Here is a 22061-nt window from a genome sequence, read left to right on the forward strand (position 1 = left end):
TCCTCAGGTTCAGCAAATGGCATCGCTGCGGACCGACGAGGCGGAGACGCACCTCGTCAGTAGGTCGGTCCCCGTGTCGGCACCGTCGTTTCGCGCCGTCCTCGACGCCGCCGAGGCGCCGCGGACCGTCTGGTCGGCCCCGGACGAGGCGACAGTGGTCGGAGAGGGCGCCGCCGCGACGGTGACCGCCGACGGCCCGAACCGGTTCGACCGGGTGCGCGAGGCCGCGGAGGAACTGTTCTCCTCGGGCGACGTCCACGCCGGCACCGAGGCCGCCCGGCCCCGCCTGTTCGGCGGGTTCGCGTTCCACGCCGACAGCGCGCACGGGCCGCCGTGGGAGGGGTTCCCCGGCGCCCGCTTCGTCTTCCCGCGCGTGCAGGTGACGTACACCGACGACGGCGCGTGGCTCACGGTCAACGCCGTCGGTCCGGACGCGGATTCGGAGGCCGTCGAGGAGCGCCTCGACCGCGAACGCGAGCGAATCGCGTCGCTCCCGGACGCCGGCCCCGTCGCGGACCCGCCGGGTGTCGTCGACAGGCGGCGGACCACGGCCAGAGACGACTGGAACGCGAGCGTCGACGCCGCCGTCGACCGCATCCGCGCGGGCGACCTACTGAAAGTAGTGCTCGCGCAGGCGCTCGAAGTGGACCTGGAGGCCCCGCTCTCGGTTCCGGACGTGCTGGAACGCCTCGGCGACGCCTACCCCGAGTGCTACCGCTTCCTCGTCGAACCGGAACCGGAACCGGACCCCGAATCCGGACCGGAGTCCGACGCCGCGGCCGACCGTCCGCAGGCGTCGTTCTTCGGCGCGACGCCGGAGCGACTCGTCAGCCTCCGCGGCCGGACCGTCGAGACGGACGCGCTGGCCGGAACGACCGGTCGCGGCGAGACGCCCGCCGAGGACGAGTGGCTGGCGCAGGAGCTGTTGAACGACGAGAAGAACGTCCACGAGCACGAACTCGTCGCCGAGACGGTCCGCGAACAACTCGCCCCGTTCGCCTCGTCGGTGAACGCCCCCGAACGCCGCGTCAAGCGCCTCGCCACCGTCCAGCACCTCTGGACGCCCGTGACGGCGACGCTCTCGGAGAACGAGCACGTCCTCTCGCTCGTGGAGGCGCTCCACCCGACGCCCGCCGTCGGCGGCCTGCCGCCGGAGACGGCCTTGGAGACCATCCGCGACACCGAACCGTTCGACCGGGGCTGGTACGCCGCGCCCGTCGGTTGGATAGACGCCGCGGGCTACGGCACGTTCGCCGTCGCCCTGCGCTCGGCCGTCGCCCGCGGCGACGTGGCGACGCTGTTCGCCGGCGTCGGCGTCGTCGAGGACTCCGACCCCGACCGCGAGTGGGACGAGGTCCAACTGAAGTACCGCGCCCTCCTCGACGAACTGGAACGCTGATTCTCGACTCTCGATACCACAAACCATGACCGCACCAAACCGAAACGTCCTCTGGGCGCACGCCTTGGTCGACGAACTCGCCGCCGCCGGCGTCGACGCCGTCTGCATCACGCCCGGAAGCCGTTCGACGCCCCTGACCGAAGCGTTCGCCGACCACGACGACGTCCACGTCTTCTCGCACCTCGACGAGCGTTCGTCCGCCTTCTTCGCCCTCGGGCGCGCGCGCCGCACGGGCGAGGTGACGCCGCTCGTCTGCACGTCCGGCACCGCCGCGGCGAACTTCCACCCCGCGGTAATCGAGGCGTCGCAGTCGCGCGTGCCGCTGCTCGTCCTCACGGCCGACCGCCCCCCGGAACTCCGCGACTCCGGGGCGAACCAGACCATCGACCAGGAGAAGCTCTACGGCGACGCCGTCCGCTGGTACAAGGACGTCGCCGAACCCGAGGCGACGCCCCGGAAACTCCGCTCGCTCCGGACGACGGCGGCCCGCGCGCTGGCGAAGGCGACGGGGACGCCCGCCGGACCGGTCCACCTCAATTTGCCATTCAAGAAGCCGCTAGAACCCGTCGAGGTGGAGGGCGACGTGCCCGCGGACCTGCCCGAACTCGCCGCCTCGGGGCGCGAGGAGGCGTTCGTGTCGACGACGGAGGGCGTCCCCGAACTCGACGACGACACGCTCCGCGACCTCGCCGACCGACTCTCCGAACCCCGCGGCCTCGTCGTCGCCGGCCCCGCGGACGCGCCGGGCGTCGAACGCGAGGCGCTGGCGGCGTTCGCCCACGCCACCGGCTTTCCGATACTCGCGGACCCCCTCTCGGGCGCCCGATTCGGCGGACACGTCCGCGTCGCGCCCGTAATCGGCGGGTACGACGGCTTCCTCGACCCCTCGGTGACCGAGCCGTGGCCCGACCCGGACGTGGTGTTCCGCGTCGGCGCCTCGCCAACCTCGAAACCGCTGCGGAAGTACCTCGCCCGCGTCGACGCCGAGCAACTCGTGGTCGACCCGGCCGCGGGGTGGCGCGAGGCGGAGTTCACCGCCACGGACCTCGTCGTCGCCGACCCCTCGCGCCTGATGGGTCGGCTCTCCCGTCTGCTCGCCGGTCCCGGCTCTCCGGAGTGGCGCCGCCGCTGGGAGGACGCCGACGCGACCCACGAGTCGGCCGTCGCCGACGCCGTCGACGCCGCCGAGTCCGAGGCGTTCGAGGGCCGCGTTCTCGCGGACATCTTCGAACTCGCACCGGACCCTGCCACAGTATTCGTCTCGAACTCCATGCCCGTCCGCGACGCCGACCGCTTCGCCGCGCCCTCGACGAAGAGCCTCACCGTCCTCGGCAACCGCGGCGCCTCCGGCATCGACGGAATCGTGTCGACGGCGCTCGGCGCCGGGTCGGCGACGACGGACGACCTGACGCTCGTCACCGGCGACATCGCCTACTACCACGACATGAACGGCCTCCTGGCTATCGGCCGCGCGGACGTCGACGCCACCGTCGTCGTCCTCAACAACGACGGCGGCGGCATCTTCCACATGCTTCCGATAGAGAAGTTCGACCCGCCCTTTACCTCGCAGTTCAAGACGCCGCACGGTCTCGACTTCGAACCGAGCGCCGACCTCTACGGCCTCTCGTTCGCCCGCGTCGATGCCGAGGACAGAGATGGGTTCCGCGAGGCGTACGAGGCGGCGACGGCGAGCGAGGGGTCGCACGTCATCGAGGTCACCTCCGACGCCGAGGCGAGCCACGGGGTCCGCGAGGAGATACGAGAGCGGGTCGTCGGCGAACTGCGCGAGTAAGAGCCCTCGACGCCGACCGCGACGGTGCGTTTTTCACCCCCGACGTCCACCTACGTGATATGTCACGAGGCGTCACCGACCCCGAGACGGAGGCGAGGCAGGTCCGCGCGCGCGAGGAGAACGACGAACTCGGCCGGTGGCTGGAGAACCTGTTCGACGGCACGGCCGAGGCGACGGTGCTCGGACTGCCTGCCCTCGTCGCCGCAACCTTCTCCGGGAGCCTCCTCGCCTCGTCGGCGGCGCTGGGCGCGGCCGTCGCCCTGTCGTTCGGCGTCGCCGCCTACCGGAACGGGAGCCTCACCTTCGGACCCGGGTGGCCGCCGTTCTCGCTGTTCTACGTCGGCGTCCGGACCGTCTGGTACAACCTCGTCTACTTCGCCGCCATCTACGCCGTCATCGGCACGGGCCTGTTCGAGTCGACGCCGTCCGGTCTCGCCCTCGCCATCGTCGCCGGCGCCGCCGTCGCCGCCGCCGCCGTCCTGACGTTCCCGTTCGTGGCGAACGGCGTCGAATCGGCGCGTCGGCTCTGAGCGCGGAGAAGCGCCCTCACCGCGAGCGAACGCAGTGAGCGAGCGGGCCGACGACCGAACGGAGGGCGGCGAAGCCGCCCAAAGTGAGGGAGGAGCGCTTTTGGTCCAGCTTTTGCCGAGGGCTGCCGAAGGCAGCCCACAGCGTGAAAGGTGGGAATCTTTTTGCGCGCACCGTCCGCCTCGTCGGTATGGTCTCGGACATCTTCGACGCCGACCGCTGGGAACCGGTCGACGGCTCCGCCGACTTCGACGATATCACGTACCACGAGGCGGTGGACGTCCCCGCCGTCCGCATCGCCTTCGACCGCCCGGAGAAGCGCAACGCGTTCCGCCCGGGCACGGTCGACGAACTGTACGCCGCCCTCGACCACGCCCGCAAGCGGGCCGATATCGGCTGCGTCCTCCTCACGGGCAACGGCCCCTCCGAGAAGGACGGCGGGTGGGCGTTCTGCGCCGGCGGCGACCAGTCGGTCCGCGGCGGGTCGGGCTACGAGTACCGCGACGACGACGAGGCCGACGAGGGGGAGGACGAACTCGTCCGCGAGGCGAAGGCCGGCCGCCTGCACGTCCTCGAAGTCCAGCGTCTCATCCGCTTCATGCCGAAACCCGTCGTCGCCGTCGTGCCGGGGTGGGCCGTCGGCGGCGGCCACTCCCTCCACGTCGTCTGCGACCTGACGCTCGCCTCCGAGGAGCACGCGAAGTTCCTCCAGACGGACCCCGACGTGGCCTCCTTCGACGCCGGGTTCGGCTCCGTCTACCTCGCAAAGCAGGTGGGACAGAAGAAGGCGAGAGAGGTGTTCTTCCGCGGGAAGACCTACTCCGCCGAGGAGGCCGTCGACATGGGGATGGCGAACGAGGCCATCCCGCACGAGGAACTGGAGGACGTCGCTCTGGAGTGGGCCGAAGAGATGACGAACAAGTCGCCGATGGCGATGCGGATGCTGAAGTACGCGTTCAACATGACCGACGACGGCCTCGTCGGCCAGCAGGTGTTCGCCGGAGAGGCGACTCGGCTGGGGTACATGACCGACGAGGCCCAAGAGGGCCGGGACGCCTTCCTGGAGAAGCGTGACCCCGACTTCTCCGACTATCCCTGGTTTTACTAACCCACCTTTTTACTTCGTCGGGTGCGCCTGCGGCGCACCGCTCCTCGCAAAAATCTGGACCAAAAAGACGCCGCGACGAGCGGAGCGAGTCGCGGTACGACCGCTCGTCTTACCGCACCGCCGGCCGGACTCCATTTTGCAGTCGTCGGTAGAATCCCGTGGTCAACCCCCTGCCGTCGCTCCGCGTTCGATTTCGGAACTCGACGCCGCAGAACCGTCGCTCCCGGTCGTTACGTCGTGGAAGGGTGTGTCGTCGCGGAGAGTGAAGCCGCGAGACTCACCTGGCGAACCACAGTCGGAGTAACGGGTTCGATGAATAAGTAGTTTCTGGAGAATATCATCTCTCGAAGTAACCCCGCTGAATAAAGAATGTTGTTCGGTTTGACAGTGTGCGCTGCTCGCTTTCGGCCCCGGTCGTCTCCCGTCACCGGCGTTCGCCGGGAAACCGAACTTTGACGCCCGCGCCGTCCTCAACTGCACTAAATGAGTACGCAGGACATCTCGCGGACGAAGGCGTGGGTGATGGCCGCGCGCCCGCAGACGCTCCCCGCGGCCGCGGCGCCCATCCTCGTCGGCGCCGGTCTGGCGTTTCACGACGGCGTGTTCGCCGCCCTCCCGGCGCTCGCCGCCTTCCTCGGGTCGGCGCTCATCCAGGTCGGAACGAACTTCGCCAACGACTACTACGACGCCGCGCAGGGCGCCGACACCGCGGACAGGGAGGGGTTCACCCGCGTCACCGCGGGCGGCCTCATCGAACCCGCGGAGGTCAAGCGCGCGATGTACCTCACTTTCGCCGCCGCCGTCGCCCTCGGCACCTACCTCGTCTACGTCGGCGGCCTCCCCATCCTCGTCGTCGGCCTCGTCTCCGTCGCCTCCGGCATCGCCTACACCGGCGGGCCGTACCCCCTCGGCTACCACGGCCTCGGCGACGTGTTCGTCTTCGTCTTCTTCGGCGTCGTCGCCGTCACCGGCACGTACTACGTGCAGGCCGCGGCCGTCCTCGCGGACCCCCTGAGCGTCGGCCTCCCGGCGAACACCGTCACCGTCGAGGCGTTCGTCGCCTCCCTCGCCGTCGCCGCCGTCTGCACGAACATCCTCGTCGTGAACAACGTGCGCGACAAGGAGGAGGACGCTACGACCGGAAAACGGACGCTCGCCGTCCGCTTCGGCTACGGCTTCTCCCGGGCGGAGTACGCCGCCATGCTCGTCCTCGCCTACGCCGTCCCGCTCTGGTTCCTCGGCCGCGAGGGGTTCGGCGTCGCCGTCCTCCTCCCCCTGCTCACGCTCCCGTACGCCATCTCCGTCGCGCGGACGGTGTTCACCGAGACGTCGGGTGCGGCGCTGAACCCGGCGCTCGAACGGACGGGGAAGCTCCTGTTCGCGCACTCGCTGCTGTTCGGAATCGGCCTCTCGGTCGCGGAGTTCCCGTTCTGATGCGTCTCGAACGGTTTTCGCTGCGACTGGCCGACCCGCTCGAAACCGCCAACGGCCCCATCGAGGCGCGGGAGGGGTTCCTCGTCCGCGTCGGTGGGCCCGGCGGCGACGGCGGCAGAGCGGAGGACGGCGACGAAGACGGAAACGGCGACGGACCCGCGTCGGGACTGGGCGAGGCGACGCCGCTGCCGGGGTGGACCGAGTCGCTCGACGACTGCCGGGCGGCGCTCGACGGGGGAAATCCAGACGCGACGACCCCCGCCGCGAGGCACGGCGTCTCGCTCGCTCGCGCGGACGCCGACGCCCGCCGCGCGGGCGAACGACTCTGCGACCGCCTCGCGGCCGAGGGCCCGTTCGACTCCGACGGGGTGACCGACGCCGTCCCCGTGAACGCCACCGTCGGCGACGGAACTTCCGAGGAAACGGCCGACGCGGTTCGCGACGCCGTCGACGAGGGGTTCGACGCGGTGAAGGTGAAAGTCGGCGCGCGGGAGGCGGCGGCGGACCGGGAGCGACTCCGCGCGGCCCGCGACGCCGCGCCGGACGCCGAACTCCGCGCGGACGCCAACGGCGCGTGGGACCGAGAGACGGCCGAGGAGATGCTCGACGCGGCGGCCGACCTCGGGTTCGCGTACGTCGAACAACCGCTCTCCGCCGAGAATCTGTCGGGTCTCGCGTCCCTCCGCGGGCGCGGTGTCGGCGTCGGCGTCGACGAGTCGCTGGCGTCGCACTCGGCGCGCGAGGTGCTCGCGGCCGACGCCGCCGACGTTCTCGTCCTCAAACCGATGGCGCTGGGCGGTCCGGATCGGACGCTGGACGCGGCGCGGGCGGCCCGCGACGCCGGCGCGGACGCGGTGGTCACGACGACTATCGACGGCGTCGTCGCCCGCCTCGGCGCCCTCCACGTCGCCGCCGCCGTCCCCGACGTCCGGGCGTGCGGTCTCGCCACCGGGTCGCTCTTAGCGGAGGACCTCGGCCCCGACCCGGCGCCCGTCCGCGACGGCGAGATGACGGTGCCCGAGGGTCCGGGACTGGCGGGCGGCGCTTTGGACTCGCTGTACTGACCCGACTCGTCTCCCGAACCCGAGCGGTCGACCGTGTTCTTTTGTGCGCCGCGCGCGTCCACGTCGCATGGCCGAAGAAACTGACAACTCGGTGTCCGTGGTTCGGGAGGCGGGCGTGGTGACGGTGACGCTCGACCGACCGGACGTGCGGAACGCGCTGACGGAGGACGTGACCGCCGGCCTCCGCGACGCCTTCGACTCGCTCGACGACGACACGCGCTGCGTCGTCCTCGAAGGCGCCGGCGGAGCGTTCTGCGCCGGCGGCGACATCAACGCCATGATGGAGGTTCGCGGGGGCGAGAAGTCGATGGAGGAGGCGGTGCGGCACGTCATCGACGACACGGCCGGCGCGGTGAAACGCGTCCACGACTGTCGGTTCCCGACGGTGGCGAAGATAGACGGCCCGGCCGTCGGCGCGGGCGGCGCACTCGCCCTCGCCTGCGACCTCCGGGTGTTCTCGCCCGAGGGGAGAATCGGCTTCAACTTCGAGCAACTCGGCCTCGCCGTCGATTCGGGCGTCTCCTACCTCCTGCCCCGCGAAGTCGGCGCGGGCGTCGCCAAGGAACTCGTCTACACGGGCGAGGTGCTCGACGCCGAACGCGCCGCGGACCTCGGGTTGGCGAACCGCGTGTTCGGGACGGCGGGCGACGGGGAGGGGAGCAGGCGAGGAGACGGAGACGAAGACGAGTCGTTCGAGGACGCCTTCGACTCGTTCGTCGGCGAACTCGCTGCCGGTCCGACGGCGGCGCTACGGACCTCGAAGCGCCTCCTCCGCCGGGGATTCGAGACGTCGCTCGACGCCGCCATCGAACACGAGGCGGCGGCCCAGGCGTCGCTGTTCGGCACCGACGACCACGCGGAGGGCGTCGACGCCTTCCTCGAACGCCGGGACCCCGAGTTCGGGGGGCGATAATTAGAATCAATTTTGATAATTTACGGAGTGGGTTTTTATCCCCGCTCGGGATGTATTCGGTATGAGCATCCGAGAATGGGCCGCGTTCGGCATCGACCTCGCACACATACTCCTCCTCAGCGTCGTCTACGTCGTCGGTCTGACGGCGATGACCGCGAATGCGCGCGTCCGACGGGCGTGTCTCGACATCCGGACGTCCGCGGACTGGCGGTCGAACGGGCGTCCGAACTGAGGGCGTCGGCGATATCGAAATCAGTACTGATATTTTGGCTCGGCGGTGACGGAGTCGGCGCGGAGCGGTGACTACTTGTCCGGTCCGCGTGTCGGAGGCGCCGTGAGCGAGAATCTCTCCGTCACGGTCTGGAACGAGTACCGACACGAACGCGACAGCGACGAGGTGGCCGAGGTGTACCCCGACGGCATCCACGCGGCCGTCGCCGAGGGCTTCGACGAACGCGGCTTCGAGACACGGACGGCGACGCTCGACGACCCGGAACACGGTCTCTCCGAGGGCGTCCTCGCGGATACGGATGTGCTGACGTGGTGGGGACACCGCGCCCACGACGAGGTGTCCGACCACGTCGTCGACCGGGTGGTCGAACGCGTCCGCGAGGGGATGGGCCTCCTCGTCCTCCACTCGGGACACTACTCGAAGCCGTTCAAGCGCCTGATGGGCACCTCCTGCTCGCTGAAGTGGCGGGAGGCGGACGAGAAAGAGCGCATCTGGGTCGTCGAACCCGGTCACCCCATCGCCTCCGGAATGTCCGAGTACCTCGAGGTTCCCGAGGCCGAGATGTACGGGGAGCGCTTCGACGTGCCCGCGCCGGACGAACTCGTCTTCACGAGTTGGTTCGAGGGCGGCGAGGTGTTCCGGTCGGGGTGCTGTTACACCCGCGGGTCGGGCAAGGTGTTCTACTTCCGCCCGGGCCACGAGACGTACCCCATCTACCACCGCGACGACATCCGCGACGTCCTCGCCAACGCCGCCGAGTGGGCTGCACCCTCCGACGGCCCGGAACCGTTCTTCGGCAACGCGGACCCGCTCGAAGACGTCTGAACGGTCGACGCCGGTCTCAGTTCCCCTCTTCGCCTCCGCCTCCGTCTCCGTCTCGAAACTCGCGGTGGAGAGCGAGCGCCTCGGCTTCCAGGACGGGGCCGACCACGTCGACGTCGCGGCCGCGTCGCTCGAACACCTCGCCGCAGGGGACGCCCTCGCTCCCGCCGAACTCCTCGGCGAGGCGGGCCCCCGAGACGCCGTAGACGACGGCGCCGACGTTCGATATCGAGAGCCCGCCCGAACACATCGGGCAGGGCTCGGTGCTCGTGTACAGCACCGCGCGTTCGCGCTCTCCGGGGGTGAGTTCGCGCGCCATCCGCCGCGCGACGGTGAGTTCGGGGTGGAGCGCCACGTCGTCCTCCGTCCGTTCGCGGTTCGTCTCCTCCATGACGACGGCGCCGTCGACGACGAGCAGCGACCCGTACGGGCCGTCGCCGCGGGCGCCGGCCTCGCGCGCGAGAGCGATGGCCCTCTCGACGTAGCGCTCGTGGTCGAGCGAATCTAAGTCGGGCATCGTCGGGGGTTCGACGCGTCGAACCAAGAAGCCTCCACGTCGACGCCGCCTCGCGGGGACGGGCCGCACTCGCTGCCCGCCCCGCCGGCGCCGGGCAGTATAAACCGACCCCGCCCTACCGGACGACTATGGCAGACCCGACATCGGGGCAGCGAAGGCTCATCCTCGGCCTCTTCGTCGTCGCCTTTCTCGTGTTCGTCGCCGGTTTCGTCGTCATCGCGTTCCTCTCGGGAGCGGTCTGACCGGGCGGCCGCGCTCCCGCCGCCCGGCGCTCAGTTCTCTCCGTCCCCGTCCCCCGGGCGGTGGGTGACGCCCTCCTGCTGGTCGGCGCGCTTGCGCCGGAGGGCGGCGGCGGCGTTCGAGGCGTCGTAGCCGAAGTAGACCTCGTCGGCGTAGGCCTCCGCCACCTCCGTCGCGTGGATGAGGTCGTCCATCTCCATCTCGGCGTCGACGGCGTACAACTCGATTGCGAACGGGACGTCGAGCGGTTCCAGAAGCGACCGGAAGCCCTTCGCGATGGTCTCCAGCCAGTAGGTCGTCCCGTAGTGGACGTCGTACAGGGGGACGACGAACTCGTCGACGTGCTCCGCGAGCGCCTCGATGTCGAGGCCGGCCCGTTCGTAGAGGTGGCCGGGGTACGGGTCGGGGTACAGGGTGAGGTATGTCCGGCCGGGGACTCGCTCGGCCGCCTCGGCGACGAACTCGGTGATGACCTCCGCGCGCCAGGCGTACCAGTCGGCCTCGTCGCCGTCGGCGCCGTTCTCCGCGACCCACTCGTCGAACAGTCGCTCGCAGCGCTCGCAGTGACAGTAGCCGTCGCGGGGGAAGCCGACGTCGTCCAAGCGGACGTCCGCGTTCTCGGCGGCGCAGTCCGCGACGATTTCGAGTAAGCCCGCGCGGTAGTCCTCGTTCGTCGGGCAGATGTACGCCCAATCGAAGAACCGCTGGTCGCGGGTGGCGAGGTTCCCCTCGTCGTCGACGGGGACGAGTTCGGGGTTGTCCTCCGCGGCGGCCGTGTCGCCGAAGCACGACACCATGTTCACCGCTTCGGGGAGGGGTTCGGCCGCCCGACCGGTGACGTCTTTGACCTCGTAGAACGCCCGGTCGAAGTCGGGCCACTCCACTTCGTCCGGGTTTCGCGTGACGACGCCGTACATGACCCGACGTTACCGAGGGAGGGGCATGAGTCGTTCGCTCCCGGCCTTCCGTCGAGGCCGTCGCTGGTCGGACGACGCCACGAAGAATCGGAACGAGAACCGAAGCGGCCGCGCGCGACGCCGCGCGGTGCGGCGACGGCCGTTACGGTCTCTTACTCCTCGACTTCGACTTCGATGGGTTCGCTCCCGCCGGAGACGAGGACGTAGACGACGGCCACCAGTGCGAGCACCACGAGCAGTTTTGCTTTTCCGGACATGTTCGACGATACGACGGTTCGGTACAAATGCGTTCCCCTCGCTGTCGCGCGGTTCCGCGATAGTTCTGTCGCTTCGACAGAACGTTTTTATCCTCTCACGTCGCCCTCTCTGTTGGATACGACCGAAATGAGTGCAGATGGCGAGCGTGTTCGCGTGCTCTACGTCGACGGCGACGCCGGCCGCCGCGACCGCTTCCGGACGCGGTTCGAGGCCGACGCCGCGGAGCACACGCTCCGGACGGCCGACACCGCCGAGGCCGCCCTCGCCGCGCTAGCGTCGGCCGGGCCGCCGTCCTGTCTCGTCGCGGTCCCCTCCCTGCCCGACGGCGACGGACTCGACCTCATCCGCGACGCCCGCCGCCGATGGGAGGAGCTTCCGGTCGTTCTCGCCGTCATCGAGGGTTCGGACGAACTCGCCCGCGACGCCGTCGACGCCGGCGTCTCCGCCTACCTCCCCGCCCGCTCCGAAGAGGAGGTCGGAGCGCTCGTCTCCCGGACGGTCGCGCTGGGTCGAACCACCCGTCCTCCGTCGGGGTACGCCAGTCCAGGAGCGTTCCTGCAGGACGCCGTCGACGCCCTCGACGACGTGTTCTACGTCTTCGACGCGGAGTTTCGCCTCGTCCGCTGGAACCGCCGGCTGAGCGAGCTGTTCGGGCTGACCGACGAGGAACTCCACGGGATGCGCCCGACCGAGTTCTTCCTCGAGGCCGACCGCTCGGCGGTCGAACGCGCCGCCGCGACGGCCGTCCGGGAGGGGGAGACGACGGTGGACGCGCGCGGAGAGACGACTGAAGGAGTCGTGCTCTTCGAACTCACCGGACGCCGCCTCACCGCGCCGGACGGCAGCCTCGTCGGCCTCTGCGGCGTCGGCCGCGACGTGACAGACCAGCGGCGCCGGGAGCGACAGCTCCGCCAGCAGAACGAGCGGTTAGAGGAGTTCGCCAGCGTCGTCACGCACGACCTGCGGAACCCCCTCGCCGTCTCGACGGGCTTTCTCGACCTCGAACGGGGAGAGAACGACTCGGCGAACCTCGGACGGGTCGCCGACGCCCTCGACCGGATGAGCGCCATCGTCGACGACGTGCTGCGAACGGCCCGAGACGGACTCGTCGTCGAGGAACCCGAACCCGTCTCCCTCGCCGCCGTCGCCCGGGCGGCGTGGGCGACGGTGGAGACGGACGCGGCGACGCTAACGGTGGAGACGGACCGGACGGTCCTCGCGGACGAAGACTACCTGCGGCGTCTGTTCGAGAACCTGTTTCGAAACTGTATGGACCACGGCTCCGCGGGCGGTCCGACGCGGTCGGACGACGCCGGCACCGAGTCCGTCACCGTCACCGTCGGCGCCCTCCCCGACGGCTTCTTCGTCGCCGACGACGGCCCCGGCGTGGCCGAGGGGGTCCGCGGGACGCTGTTCGACTCGGGCGTCTCCACCGCCGCCGGGGGGACGGGGTTCGGCCTCCACATCGTCCGGTCGCTGGCGGCGGCGCACGGGTGGGAGGTGTCGCTTGCGGACGGCGGCGCTGGAACCGATGTTGATGCCGGCGCCCCGGGCGCGCGATTCGAGTTCCGGAACGTGTCCGTCGCCGTCGGGGACGGCGCCGGCGGGGAGGCGGAGCGCGGGCGACGGAGCGACGGCGTCGGACGATGACTAGGAGACGTCGAGGTTCTCCGCCACCTCGCCCTCGCGGACGATGTCGCCGCAGTAGCCGCAGCGGAGGCCGTCGGAGAGCACCTCGAAGCGCGAGACGACCGGTTCGTCGGCGTTCGTGATGCAGTTGCGGTTCGGACAGGAGACGACGCCGGCCACCTCCGCGGGTCGCTCGACGCGTTTCTTCTCGACCACCTCGTAGTCGCGGACGATGTTGATGGTCGCCTCCGGGGAGATGACCGAGAGCACGTCCACCTCCGACTGGCTCAGTTCCCGCCCTTCGACCTTCACGATGTCCTTGCGGGCGAGTCGGTCCGAGGGGACGTTCATCCCGATGGAGACGCCCTCGCCGCCGGAGCCGTCGATGCCGAGGATGGCGAGGACGTTCAGCGCCTGTCCGGCGGTGAGGTGGTCGATGACGGTGCCGTCGCGTATCTTCGAGACGCGGAGTTCCGTGTTCTTGTCACTCATCTCGGTCGCCCTCCAGCAGCATATCCAGGAGCGCCATCCTGACGGGGACGGCGTTGTGCGCCTGCTCGAAGTACTTCGCGTGCGGCGTCTCGTCCACCTCGGGGGCGATTTCGTCGACGCGGGGCAGGGGGTGCATCACGGTCAGGGAGTCCTTGGCGTCGGCGAGGTCGTCGGGTCCGATCTGGTACTGGCCGGCCACCTTCCGGTACTCGTTCTCGTCGGGGAAGCGCTCGCGCTGGATGCGCGTCACGTACAGCACGTCGAGTTCGGGGAGTATCTCGGCCAACTCGGTGTGCTCGCGGACCTGCGCGCCCGAGGCGTGCAGGTCGTAGCGGACGCTGCGGGGCAGGCGCAGGCTCTCGGGGCTGACGAAGTGCTGGCGGCTCTCGAAGTTGGTCAGCATCTCGGCCAGCGAGTGGACCGTCCGGCCGTACTTCAGGTCGCCCATGACGCCGATGGTGAGGTCGTCGAGGCCGGCGTTCTCGCGGATGGTGTAGAGGTCCAAGAGGGTCTGCGTGGGGTGTTGGCCCGCGCCGTCGCCCGCGTTGATGACGGGCACGTCGACGAACTCGGCGGCCATCTTCGCCGCGCCTTCGAGGGGATGTCTGAGGACGATGGCGTCCGCGTACCCCTCGACGACGCGGACGGTGTCGGCCAGGCTCTCGCCCTTCTTGACCGACGTGGAGTCGACGGGTCCCATGTCGACGGTCCGTCCCCCGAGTCGCTTCATCGCGGTGTCGAAGCTCATCCGCGTGCGGGTGCTGGGTTCGAAGAAACACAGGCCGAGCACCGACCCGGCGCGCCGTTGGCGCCACGCCCCCGGGTCAGCGTCGATGTCCGCCGCGCGGTCGAGCACCGCCTCGACGTCGTCCCGCGACAGTTGCGCCGCGGAGATGAGGTGGTCCTGACGCATCGTCGGATAGCGCGTATGGGACCGACTTGAATTGCTCGGCTTCGAGCGACGCCGGAAAACAGCACGTTCGTGCATATCGCGTCGCCTCACCGAGGACGGGATTCGGCCGACGATGAACCGCGCCGGAGCGGCGGTTCGCCCCGGTCACCCGGGCCGGCCGGGTCCCTCGCCGGCCGACTCAGCACCCGGCGGCGGCGGGCGTGTCGGACCGCCCGCCGAGGTAAGTCTCTCCGAGGTGGTCGAAGACGTAGTCGACCGTCTCCGGGTCGTACGTCCAGAAGCCGTAGAACCGGCGGGGTTCGCGCTCCTCGGCGAGGAGCGCGCACTTCGACTCCTCGTCGCCGCCGCCGTCGAAGGCGACGAACCAGGTGTCGCGAATCTCGGCGGCGCGTTCGGGGTAGACGTCGAACGTCCCCTCGTGGTCCGGGAGTTCGGCGTCGGGGAAGGCGAAGGCCGTCACGTCGAGGTTCGTCTTCGTCCCCAACTGCTCGTACACCGGTAGCTGTCGTTCCAAAACCGAGTAGCGCTGGAAGCCGGCGTACAGCGTTCCCTCGCCGGCGCGCCACGCGCGGTCCTCGATTTCGCGCGAGGCGGCGAGCATCCGCCGCCAGTCGTAGGAGGTGAACATCGTCTCGTCGAGTTCGTCCAGAATCGGTTTGTAGGGCTCGGAGCCGAACCCGGGGGTCTGCGGCCGGCCGCCGCCGGGGACGACTTCGGCCAGCGAGGTGGCCGAGAGCACCCGGTCGCCCTCCGAGAGGACGACGTACTCGGGGGGCCCCGACTCGGTGGAGGCCGTCGTCACGCTCACGTTGCGGTCGGCGAACCGGTCGACCACCGAGTCGACCGTCGGTTCGTCGGCGTTGTGAACCACGAGCGTCTTCTCGCTGTCTTCGACACCGGCGATGAGTTCAGTGAGGGACACGCTCGTAATTTAGAGCGATAGCATATAATTCTTGCTCGGAAGGTGCGTAAACAAGGGGGCGTACGCGAGGCGTACCCGGCGACGATTACCGGTTTTCGAGGCGGATACTACCGGTTCAGGGCCAGTTGCCGTTGTCGGTGTAGGCGTCGACGACGCGGCGGATGGCGACGACGTAGGCGGCGGTGCGGAAGTTCGGCAGGTCGTGCGTCTCGTAGGCCTCGACGAGGGTGTCGAACGCCTCGGTGATGACCCGTTCGAGTTCGTCGTTGACGCGCTCTTCGGTCCAGGCGAACCGCTGGCGGTTCTGCACCCACTCGAAGTAGGAGACGGTGACGCCGCCGGCGTTCGCGAGGATGTCGGGGAAGACGGAGACGTCGCGTTCTGTGAGGACGTCGTCGGCGTCGGGCGTGAGGGGTCCGTTCGCCGCCTCGACCACCACGTCGGCCCGCACCTCCTCCGCGAGTTCGCCGTCGATGGCGTTCTCCAGGGCCGCGGGGACGAGCAGGTCCACGTCGAGGGTGAGCAGGTCCTCGTTCGAGAACTCCTCGTCGGCGCCGTCGTAGCCCGAGACGCTCCCCGTCTCGCGCTTGAACTCCTTGACCGCCTCGGTGTCCAGTCCCCCCTCCCGGTAGACGGCGCCGCTGGAGTCGGAGACGGCGACGACGTTCGCGCCGACGTCTTCGAGGAGCGTTGCCGCGACGGACCCGGCGTTACCGTACCCCTGCACGGCGACCGTGGCGCCCTCCATCTCCACGTCGAGGTAGTCGAACGCCTCGCGGGCGGTGAGCATCGTCGACCGACCGGTGGCCTCCACGCGGCCCTCGCTCCCGCCCGAGGAGATGGCCTTTCCGGTGACGACGCCCGGCGCCGTCGTGTGTTCGAGTTTCTCGTAGGTGTCCTTTATCCAGTTCATCTCCCGCTGACCCGTGTTCACGTCGGGAGCGGGGATGTCCTCGTTCGGGCCGATAATGGGCCGGAGTTCCTTGGCGAACGACCGCGTGACGCGTTCGAGTTCGGCCGCCGAGTACTCCTTCGGGTCGATGACGACGCCGCCCTTCCCGCCGCCGTAGGGGATGTCGACGACGGCGCACTTGTACACCATCCACCCCGAGAGCGCCTTCACCTCGTCGCGGGAGACGTTCGGGTGATACCGGATGCCCCCCTTGTACGGCCCCCGGTCGCCGTTGAACTGCGAGCGGAACGCCCGGAACCGCTCCCGCGACCCGTCGTCCAAGTCTACTGACAGGTTCAGTTCGAGCACGCGTTCGGGATGTTTCAGTCGCTCGACGACGTCGTCGTCGACGTCCAAATGCGCCGCGGCGTCGTCTATCTGTTCCTGTAGGCTCTCGAATGGGTTCGCCTCCTCGCTCATACGTACCGCACCGACCGGCGCGCGGTTAAGTCTGCCGGGGACAATGTCTTCGAAATGGACATTTATGGCGAGCTGACCGCTCTTCTCTCCGGTGTCGGGTTTCCCGCGCCCGCGGGACCGCCGTCCGCGCCCGCCGCGGCACGGCCCGTCGTCCCGTCTGGTTGGTCCCCGACTGTGCCCGCATCCGCCGCGCGGCGGTACGTCCCTCCCGTTACACGTCGATTGCCGACGACCCGTATAATATTAATGTCCTTATGTTATATTAATACACTGAGCCGCGGTCCTCCGCCCTCTTGGCCGCGGACGCGCGGCCGCCCTGACACTCGCGTCAGAGCGCGCGGTCGCGGTGCGCCTCCGCGAGGCGTTCGAGGGCGACGACGTACGCGGCGTCGCGCCACCGCAGGTCACGCGCGTCGACGACGCGGCGCACCGCCTCCCGGGCGTCGAGCACTCTCGCGTCGAGTTCGCGTTCGACCCGGCCGAGCGACCACGAGTCGCCCTCGACGTTCTGGTGCCACTCGAAGTAGGAGACGGTGACGCCGCCGGCGTTCGCGAGAACGTCCGGAATCACCGGCACGCCGCGGTCCGCCAGCGCCCCGTCGGCGGCGAACGTCGTCGGGCCGTCCGGAGGGGATCTTCGGGGTCGTCGTTCGGTTGGGGCGGTGCGTCGGGCGGGGAAACTGCGGCCGCGTTCGGGGACGATGTTGGTCGGTGGATCACGTACTTTTCCAGACAAAAGATGCACGAGTAGGTACTAGTACACTAACTCTGTGCCTAATTGTGCTCCTAACTGCCGTTAAGGAACAGACCGTTACTTTTCTTCTCTCGCGAGCGAGACGATGCGCTCGGCCTGCGCGACCAGCGGCGCGTCTACCATCTCGCCGTCGACGCGGAACACCCCGGAGTCGGACGCTTCGGCCTCCTCGCGGGCGCGGAGCACCTTCCGCGCCCACTCGACCCGTTCGGGCGACGGGGCGAACGACTCGTTGATGACGGGCACCTGTGCGGGGTGGATGGCCATCTTGCCGTCGTAGCCGAGGGTCCCCGCGAACGCCGTCTCCCGCCGGAGACCCTCCTCGTCCTCGAAGTCGGTGTGGACGGTGTCGATGGCGTCGACGCCCTCGGCGGCGGCGGCGAGGACGACCCGTTCGCGGGCGTACAGCACTTCGGTGCCCTCCTCGGTCCGCGTCGCGCCCACGTCGGCGGCCAAATCCTCCGCGCCGAAGACGAGCGCCGTCGTCGGTCCCGCGGCGGCGACGTCGGGCGCGTTCAGCACGCCGCGCGCCGTCTCCACGAGGGCGAACACGGGCAGCGTCCACCCGCGGGCCGCGAGTTCGTCGTCCACGTCGAGGACGTCCTCGGCGAACCCGGTTTTGGAGAGCATAACCGCGTCGAGGCGCACGTCCGCGTCGCCGTCCGGACCGAGAACCCCGTCCAGGTCCTCGGCCGCCGTCTCGGCGGCGACCCGGACGACGACTTCCGCGTCGGGGTCGAACGACGGGTCCGACAGCACCTCGCGGACGGCGGCGCGCGCCTCGTCCTTCTTCGCCGGCGCGACGGCGTCTTCGAGGTCGAAGCAGACCACGTCCGCGCCCGCGGTCGGCGCCTTGCGCATCAGTTCCGGGCGGTCGCCGGGCGAGAAGAGGAGACTTCGTCGTGCCATACCGACACAACGGGCGGCGACGGCTTGAAACTGTACCGCCGCGCCGCCGGTCGCTCGTCGGTCGCTTACTCGTCGTCCTCGGCGTCGTTTCCGTCCGCGTCGTCGTCGGTATCGCCGCGGTCCGCGCTCGTTTCCTCGACGGTTTCGCCCTCGACCGCCGGTTCGGATTCGGACTCGACGAACGTCCCCTCGCCGGCGTCGTCTTCGACCCCGTCGGGAGCGACTTCCGACGGCAGGACGCGCCGCAGGTCGTCGTCGAGCAACTCGTCGAGTTCGCCGCCGTCGGCGTCCAGACCGCTGTAGCCGTAGGCGAGACCGAACCCGCCGCCGAGCAGCGCCCCGGTGGTTCGGTTTCCGACCTCCGGTGAGGCGTCGGCGGCGCGCGCGCCCATCTCAGCCCCGCGGAGCACCGCCTCGGGGTCGACGTTGGCGTACCAGTGGGCGTACTCGGCGGGCGGGTTCGTCCGGTCGAAGACGTGTTCGGCCGCGCCGAGGAGGTTGCCGGCGGCGGCCCCGCCCGGTCCGCCCTCGCGGTCCCACCGCCGGCCGCGCGTCCGCGCGCCGACGGCCATCTCCAAGGGGTCGATGCGCGCGGCGGCCGAGCCGGGGTTGGCGCTGGCGTAGGCGCCCGTGGCGGCGCCGCCGAGGGCGATGGCGCCGAGACCGGCCGCCGTCGAGAACGGGAGCGACACCGCGACGCTGAACCCCGCGATGCCCGCGCCGATGGCCCATTTACCGGCCTCCTTCGGGTCGCCCTCGCGGAACGCGCGCTTGAGGTTCCGTCCGAACGGTCGGGCGTCGAGTCGAACCCGCCGAGCCGTCGGCAACTGGTCCGCCAACTCGACGGCGCCCGTCCCGCCGTTCGCGGGCGTTCCGTCTTCCGTCGTCTCGTCCTCGGCGGGGCGCGGCGGCGACGACCCGACGAGCGTCGACTCCGACAGCAGCGCGAACAGTTCCTCGACGGAGTCGGCCTCCCCGACGAAGCGGTCGAATCCCGACCCGGATTCGGACTCCTCGTCCCGAGCGGCGAACACGTCCGCCGCCGCCCGGAGCGCCGTCTCGGCGTCCGACGCGTCCGCGACGGCGGCGTCCAGGTCGCGGCGGAACCCGGCGGCGCGCGAGGCCGACGAGTGGACGCTGTGCGCCAGTTCGCGCGTCCGCTCGGCGACCGGGTCGAGGTCGTCCGGGTCGGCGACGGAGAGCGTCGCCGTCGACCCGTCGGCCAGTTCGAGCGCGAGCGTGTCCGTCAGCCACGACGACCCCGTCTCGACGCCGACCACGTCGGCGAAGTCGAACGCCCCGACCTGGTCGCCGCGGTCCGAGGGCGAGACGACGACCACTCGCCGGTCGCTCACGAGGGCGTGGCCCCGCTTTCTGAAACCGGGGTTTATCGACCAGGTCTCGCCGTCGGGGGTATCGACGCCGAGTTCGTCCACGGTGAGGACGAATCGCGGTCGCTCGTCCTCGAACAGGTACGCGCCCAGCGGCCGGTCGTACCGGTCGTGCTTCGAGCGGAGCGTCTCGAAGGTGACGCTCTCGTGGTCTGCCTCGGCGGCGACTTCGCTCAGGTGGCTCGTGAGTTCGGGATGGCGGTCCGGAATCCCGACCGCGTCGAGCGTCGCGCGGCAGTTTAGGCAGAATCGCGTCTCGGGGACGACCGTCGAACAGCGCGAACAGCGGGTCGTGCTCATGGGCGTACGAAGGGGCCGGCCGAGGTAGTGTCTTGTCCCTATTCCCCGCCCTCCCTCCCCCGCGCCGGTCTCACCGCCGCGAGGCGCGGGCCGCGAACGCCGCCGCGGCGAGCACCGCGACGACCGCGGCGACCGGGCCGAATCCGGGCACCGGCGAGTCGGTCAACGCCACCACGTCGGCGCCGTCGGATTCCGCCGTCGTTCCCGTTTCGTCCGTCGTCGCGGGCGTCGCGCCGGCGTCTCCCGGGACGGTCACGGTGGCGTTCACCGTCGCGCGTTCGCCGGGGGCGTTGAGGGAGAGCGGAACGGTGTGTTCGCCCGGCGCCGGCGTCGGAATCCCCTCCACGACGACGACGAGTTCGTCGCCCGCGCGGAGTTCGTTCGTCCCGTCGAACACCACCTCGACGGTGCCGTCGTCGCCGACGCTCACGCCCGCGATGTCCTCGCGGACCGAGACGTCGACCTCGGTTCCCGGTCGGTCGCCGCCCCGGTCGATGCCGGCGACGGCGACGGCGTTCGGCGGGACCGACGAGGGAGTCACGCCCGCCTCGCCGAGATGCATCTCGAAGGCGTCGAGCGGACCGACGTCGCTCTCCTCGACGGTCATCGTCGCCGCGTACGTCGCCGACCCGGCGTTCGATTCCGAGGGGCGGATTTCGAGCGTCGCGTTCGACGCGCCGGCGACCCCGCCGGCGAACGCGCTCGAACTCAGCAGTGCGACGACCAGCAGGCCGAAGGCGGATTTCGCGTTCATCTGTATATAGGGCGGACGGCGGCCGTCCGTTCGTCGGTTGTTAGGAGGACGGCGAGAAGGGGTTTGCGGCTCGCGGACCGTCACGGTTTTTCGACCGAGACGAGAGGGGGACGTATGACGGGACGCTACTACGAGGAGTTCGAGGTGGGCGAGACCATCGACCACGAGAAGCGCCGAACCGTCTCCGAGTCGGACAACCAGCGCTTCTGCGACATGACGATGAACCAGCAGCCGTTGCACCTCGACGAGGAGTTCGCGGGCGAGACGAGGTTCGGCGAGCGACTCGTGAACGGGCTGTACACGCTGTCTCTGGCCGTCGGGCTCTCCATCCCCGACACGACGGACGGCACAATCGTGGCGAACCTCTCCTACGACGAAGTAGAGCATCCGAACCCCGTCTTCCACGGCGACACCATCCGCGCGCGCAGCACCGTCACCGACAAGCGGGAGACGTCGGACGGGGAGCGCGGCGTCGTCACGATGCACGTCGAGGCGTTCAACCAGGACGACGAGTTGGTCTGCGAGTTCGACCGGACCGCGCTCTCGCTGAAGCGTCCGGAGGAGTAGCGTGGACCGAGACGCCTCGGCCCGACTCCGAGTTCGGCCCCGGGCGCTGGCGGCGCGCGCCCCGGACCCGTCGACGCTGGCGCGCCTGAGTCTCGGCGCGATGGTCCTCCTCGCGGGCGTCCACAAACTGCTCGACCCGGCCGCGTGGGCCGCCTACGTCACCGACTGGCTGGAACCGTGGCTCGTCGTCTCGCCCGTCGCGTTCATGCTCCTCAACGGAATCTTAGAGGTCGGATTCGGCGCCGCCATCCTCGCGGACCGGTACACGGCGTTCGCCGCGGCCGTCGCCGCCGTCTCGCTCACCGCCACCTGCGGCTACCTCGCCCTCGCCTTCCTCCTCGACGGCGCGTTCGGCGACGTGCTCGCTCGGGACGTGGGGCTCGCCGGACTGGCGTGGGCCGTGCTGGTCGACGCTCTGCGGGGCGAGACCGCCGGCGTGGACACCGAACTCAGCCGAAGATGAGGAGAGAGTTGGACACCGACGCCACCGCCCACGGCGTCGCCACCGCCAGCGGGATGAGCGGTCGGCCGCCGGGCGGGGCGTACCGCGTGAAGACGACAGCGATACCGACGACGACGGTCTTGAGGCCGACCATCGCCGGCAGGGGGCCGACGGCGAGCATCGTCGCGCGGGCGACGGGGTTGGCCTCCTCGAAGCCGAGGCTGAGACCGTAGGCGGTGAGCGCGACGTCGAGGACGTACGTGACGGCGACGGCGGCCCAGAGGGTCCGCTCCCGTCGGGCGAGGGCGTCGACGGCGTCGGCGAGGAGCGTCGCCGGCCGCGTCGCGTTGGGTGCTGCCATGGCACCGTTCACACGGGCAACACTTCTCAGT

22 protein-coding genes and 1 pseudogene are annotated in these 22061 nt (G+C 70.1%); 12 read left to right on the plus strand and 11 right to left on the minus strand.

Annotated features, from left to right (window positions below; genetic code table 11):
- Positions 1-16: 16 nt before the first annotated feature.
- The 9 genes from NDI79_RS01445 to NDI79_RS01485 all read left to right on the plus strand — a co-directional run bounded on the left by NDI79_RS01445 (position 17) and on the right by NDI79_RS01485 (position 9295).
- On the plus strand, positions 17-1399 hold the full coding sequence (locus tag NDI79_RS01445) for an isochorismate synthase (RefSeq protein ID WP_310926670.1): 1383 nt from the start codon (positions 17-19) through the stop codon (positions 1397-1399).
- Positions 1400-1424: 25 nt separating this feature from the next.
- The gene (gene menD / locus NDI79_RS01450) at positions 1425-3191 is read left to right on the plus strand and encodes a 2-succinyl-5-enolpyruvyl-6-hydroxy-3-cyclohexene-1-carboxylic-acid synthase (RefSeq protein WP_310926671.1); all 1767 of its coding nucleotides are present in this window, start codon (positions 1425-1427) and stop codon (positions 3189-3191) included.
- Between the two features lie 59 nt (positions 3192-3250).
- A complete protein-coding gene (locus tag NDI79_RS01455; RefSeq protein ID WP_310926672.1) occupies positions 3251-3721 on the plus strand; it encodes a DUF8215 family protein in 471 nt (156 codons plus the stop codon).
- A 188-nt stretch (positions 3722-3909) separates the two neighbouring features.
- Entirely contained in the window at positions 3910-4827 is a 918-nt protein-coding gene (locus tag NDI79_RS01460; protein WP_310926673.1) for a 1,4-dihydroxy-2-naphthoyl-CoA synthase, read from the plus strand.
- Positions 4828-5310: 483 nt separating this feature from the next.
- Complete coding sequence (locus NDI79_RS01465) at positions 5311-6261, plus strand: 1,4-dihydroxy-2-naphthoate polyprenyltransferase (RefSeq protein WP_310926674.1); 951 nt, start codon at positions 5311-5313, stop codon at positions 6259-6261.
- On the plus strand, positions 6261-7325 hold the full coding sequence (locus tag NDI79_RS01470) for a mandelate racemase/muconate lactonizing enzyme family protein (protein ID WP_310926675.1): 1065 nt from the start codon (positions 6261-6263) through the stop codon (positions 7323-7325). The genes NDI79_RS01465 and NDI79_RS01470 overlap by 1 nt, the downstream gene beginning before the upstream one ends.
- A gap of 67 nt (positions 7326-7392) precedes the next feature.
- Positions 7393-8238: an enoyl-CoA hydratase/isomerase family protein gene (locus NDI79_RS01475; RefSeq protein ID WP_310926676.1), complete on the plus strand. Its 846-nt coding sequence runs from the start codon at positions 7393-7395 to the stop codon at positions 8236-8238.
- A gap of 61 nt (positions 8239-8299) precedes the next feature.
- Positions 8300-8470, plus strand: a complete 171-nt coding sequence (locus NDI79_RS01480; protein WP_310926677.1) for a hypothetical protein — start codon at positions 8300-8302, stop codon at positions 8468-8470.
- Positions 8471-8572: 102 nt separating this feature from the next.
- A complete protein-coding gene (locus NDI79_RS01485; protein WP_310926678.1) occupies positions 8573-9295 on the plus strand; it encodes a ThuA domain-containing protein in 723 nt (240 codons plus the stop codon).
- Between the two features lie 16 nt (positions 9296-9311).
- Here NDI79_RS01485 and NDI79_RS01490 read toward each other — a convergent pair whose 3' ends face one another.
- Positions 9312-9809, minus strand: coding sequence for a nucleoside deaminase (locus NDI79_RS01490; RefSeq protein WP_310926679.1), 498 nt, complete (start codon positions 9807-9809; stop codon positions 9312-9314).
- 272 nt (positions 9810-10081) lie between these two features.
- Positions 10082-10966 carry a hypothetical protein gene (locus NDI79_RS01495; RefSeq protein ID WP_310926680.1) on the minus strand — a complete coding sequence of 295 codons (885 nt, stop codon included), beginning with the start codon at positions 10964-10966 and terminating at the stop codon, positions 10082-10084.
- A gap of 369 nt (positions 10967-11335) precedes the next feature.
- Here NDI79_RS01495 and NDI79_RS01500 point away from each other — a divergent pair, with 369 nt between their 5' ends.
- The gene (locus NDI79_RS01500) at positions 11336-12874 is read left to right on the plus strand and encodes a PAS domain-containing protein (protein WP_310926681.1); all 1539 of its coding nucleotides are present in this window, start codon (positions 11336-11338) and stop codon (positions 12872-12874) included.
- Here the strand turns inward: NDI79_RS01500 and pyrI are convergent, their stop codons facing one another.
- The 8 genes and pseudogenes from pyrI to NDI79_RS01540 all read right to left on the minus strand — a co-directional run bounded on the left by pyrI (position 12875) and on the right by NDI79_RS01540 (position 20660).
- Complete coding sequence (gene pyrI / locus NDI79_RS01505) at positions 12875-13345, minus strand: aspartate carbamoyltransferase regulatory subunit (RefSeq protein ID WP_310926682.1); 471 nt, start codon at positions 13343-13345, stop codon at positions 12875-12877.
- A complete protein-coding gene (pyrB, locus tag NDI79_RS01510; RefSeq protein WP_310926683.1) occupies positions 13338-14258 on the minus strand; it encodes an aspartate carbamoyltransferase in 921 nt (306 codons plus the stop codon). Before pyrB ends, pyrI begins: the two co-directional genes overlap by 8 nt.
- 178 nt (positions 14259-14436) lie before the next feature.
- A complete protein-coding gene (locus NDI79_RS01515; RefSeq protein WP_310926684.1) occupies positions 14437-15180 on the minus strand; it encodes a DICT sensory domain-containing protein in 744 nt (247 codons plus the stop codon).
- A 115-nt stretch (positions 15181-15295) separates the two neighbouring features.
- Positions 15296-16552 (minus strand): Glu/Leu/Phe/Val family dehydrogenase, encoded by a 1257-nt coding sequence (locus tag NDI79_RS01520; protein ID WP_310926685.1) that lies wholly within the window; start codon positions 16550-16552, stop codon positions 15296-15298.
- A 328-nt stretch (positions 16553-16880) separates the two neighbouring features.
- Positions 16881-17177 (minus strand): annotated as a pseudogene (locus tag NDI79_RS01525) (Glu/Leu/Phe/Val dehydrogenase); the annotation flags it as partial.
- Positions 17178-17363: 186 nt separating this feature from the next.
- Entirely contained in the window at positions 17364-18215 is an 852-nt protein-coding gene (locus tag NDI79_RS01530) for an HpcH/HpaI aldolase/citrate lyase family protein (protein WP_310926686.1), read from the minus strand.
- Positions 18216-18280: 65 nt separating this feature from the next.
- Positions 18281-19906, minus strand: coding sequence for a hypothetical protein (locus NDI79_RS01535; protein WP_310926687.1), 1626 nt, complete (start codon positions 19904-19906; stop codon positions 18281-18283).
- Positions 19907-19976: 70 nt separating this feature from the next.
- Positions 19977-20660, minus strand: a complete 684-nt coding sequence (locus NDI79_RS01540) for a PGF-CTERM sorting domain-containing protein (RefSeq protein ID WP_310926688.1) — start codon at positions 20658-20660, stop codon at positions 19977-19979.
- A gap of 114 nt (positions 20661-20774) precedes the next feature.
- Here NDI79_RS01540 and NDI79_RS01545 point away from each other — a divergent pair, with 114 nt between their 5' ends.
- Together NDI79_RS01545 and NDI79_RS01550 are read left to right on the plus strand one after the other, a co-directional pair.
- The gene (locus NDI79_RS01545) at positions 20775-21227 is read left to right on the plus strand and encodes a MaoC family dehydratase (RefSeq protein WP_310926689.1); all 453 of its coding nucleotides are present in this window, start codon (positions 20775-20777) and stop codon (positions 21225-21227) included.
- Position 21228: 1 nt separating this feature from the next.
- Positions 21229-21690 carry a DoxX family membrane protein gene (locus tag NDI79_RS01550; protein WP_310926690.1) on the plus strand — a complete coding sequence of 154 codons (462 nt, stop codon included), beginning with the start codon at positions 21229-21231 and terminating at the stop codon, positions 21688-21690.
- On the opposite strand, the gene NDI79_RS01555 is transcribed toward NDI79_RS01550, so the two are convergent.
- Positions 21677-22030, minus strand: a complete 354-nt coding sequence (locus tag NDI79_RS01555) for a DUF5658 family protein (protein ID WP_310926691.1) — start codon at positions 22028-22030, stop codon at positions 21677-21679. The two genes, NDI79_RS01550 and NDI79_RS01555, sit on opposite strands and share 14 nt — an antisense overlap.
- Positions 22031-22061 lie beyond the last annotated feature (31 nt).

It is taken from the genome of Halogeometricum sp. S3BR5-2 (genome assembly GCF_031624635.1).
GTDB classification, from domain to species: domain Archaea; phylum Halobacteriota; class Halobacteria; order Halobacteriales; family Haloferacaceae; genus Halogeometricum; species Halogeometricum luteum.

Coding starts and splice junctions, on each gene's coding strand:
- NDI79_RS01455 (WP_310926672.1), top strand. CDS start 3,251: ATGTCACGAGGCGTCACCGACCCCGAGACGGAGGCGAGGCAGGTCCGC.
- NDI79_RS01555 (WP_310926691.1), bottom strand. CDS start 22,030: ATGGCAGCACCCAACGCGACGCGGCCGGCGACGCTCCTCGCCGACGCC.
- NDI79_RS01520 (WP_310926685.1), bottom strand. CDS start 16,552: ATGAGCGAGGAGGCGAACCCATTCGAGAGCCTACAGGAACAGATAGAC.
- NDI79_RS01535 (WP_310926687.1), bottom strand. CDS start 19,906: ATGAGCACGACCCGCTGTTCGCGCTGTTCGACGGTCGTCCCCGAGACG.
- menD (WP_310926671.1), top strand. CDS start 1,425: ATGACCGCACCAAACCGAAACGTCCTCTGGGCGCACGCCTTGGTCGAC.
- NDI79_RS01460 (WP_310926673.1), top strand. CDS start 3,910: ATGGTCTCGGACATCTTCGACGCCGACCGCTGGGAACCGGTCGACGGC.
- NDI79_RS01530 (WP_310926686.1), bottom strand. CDS start 18,215: ATGGCACGACGAAGTCTCCTCTTCTCGCCCGGCGACCGCCCGGAACTG.
- NDI79_RS01475 (WP_310926676.1), top strand. CDS start 7,393: ATGGCCGAAGAAACTGACAACTCGGTGTCCGTGGTTCGGGAGGCGGGC.
- NDI79_RS01445 (WP_310926670.1), top strand. CDS start 17: ATGGCATCGCTGCGGACCGACGAGGCGGAGACGCACCTCGTCAGTAGG.
- NDI79_RS01545 (WP_310926689.1), top strand. CDS start 20,775: ATGACGGGACGCTACTACGAGGAGTTCGAGGTGGGCGAGACCATCGAC.
- NDI79_RS01470 (WP_310926675.1), top strand. CDS start 6,261: ATGCGTCTCGAACGGTTTTCGCTGCGACTGGCCGACCCGCTCGAAACC.
- pyrB (WP_310926683.1), bottom strand. CDS start 14,258: ATGCGTCAGGACCACCTCATCTCCGCGGCGCAACTGTCGCGGGACGAC.
- NDI79_RS01480 (WP_310926677.1), top strand. CDS start 8,300: ATGAGCATCCGAGAATGGGCCGCGTTCGGCATCGACCTCGCACACATA.
- NDI79_RS01495 (WP_310926680.1), bottom strand. CDS start 10,966: ATGTACGGCGTCGTCACGCGAAACCCGGACGAAGTGGAGTGGCCCGAC.
- NDI79_RS01540 (WP_310926688.1), bottom strand. CDS start 20,660: ATGAACGCGAAATCCGCCTTCGGCCTGCTGGTCGTCGCACTGCTGAGT.
- pyrI (WP_310926682.1), bottom strand. CDS start 13,345: ATGAGTGACAAGAACACGGAACTCCGCGTCTCGAAGATACGCGACGGC.
- NDI79_RS01465 (WP_310926674.1), top strand. CDS start 5,311: ATGAGTACGCAGGACATCTCGCGGACGAAGGCGTGGGTGATGGCCGCG.
- NDI79_RS01490 (WP_310926679.1), bottom strand. CDS start 9,809: ATGCCCGACTTAGATTCGCTCGACCACGAGCGCTACGTCGAGAGGGCC.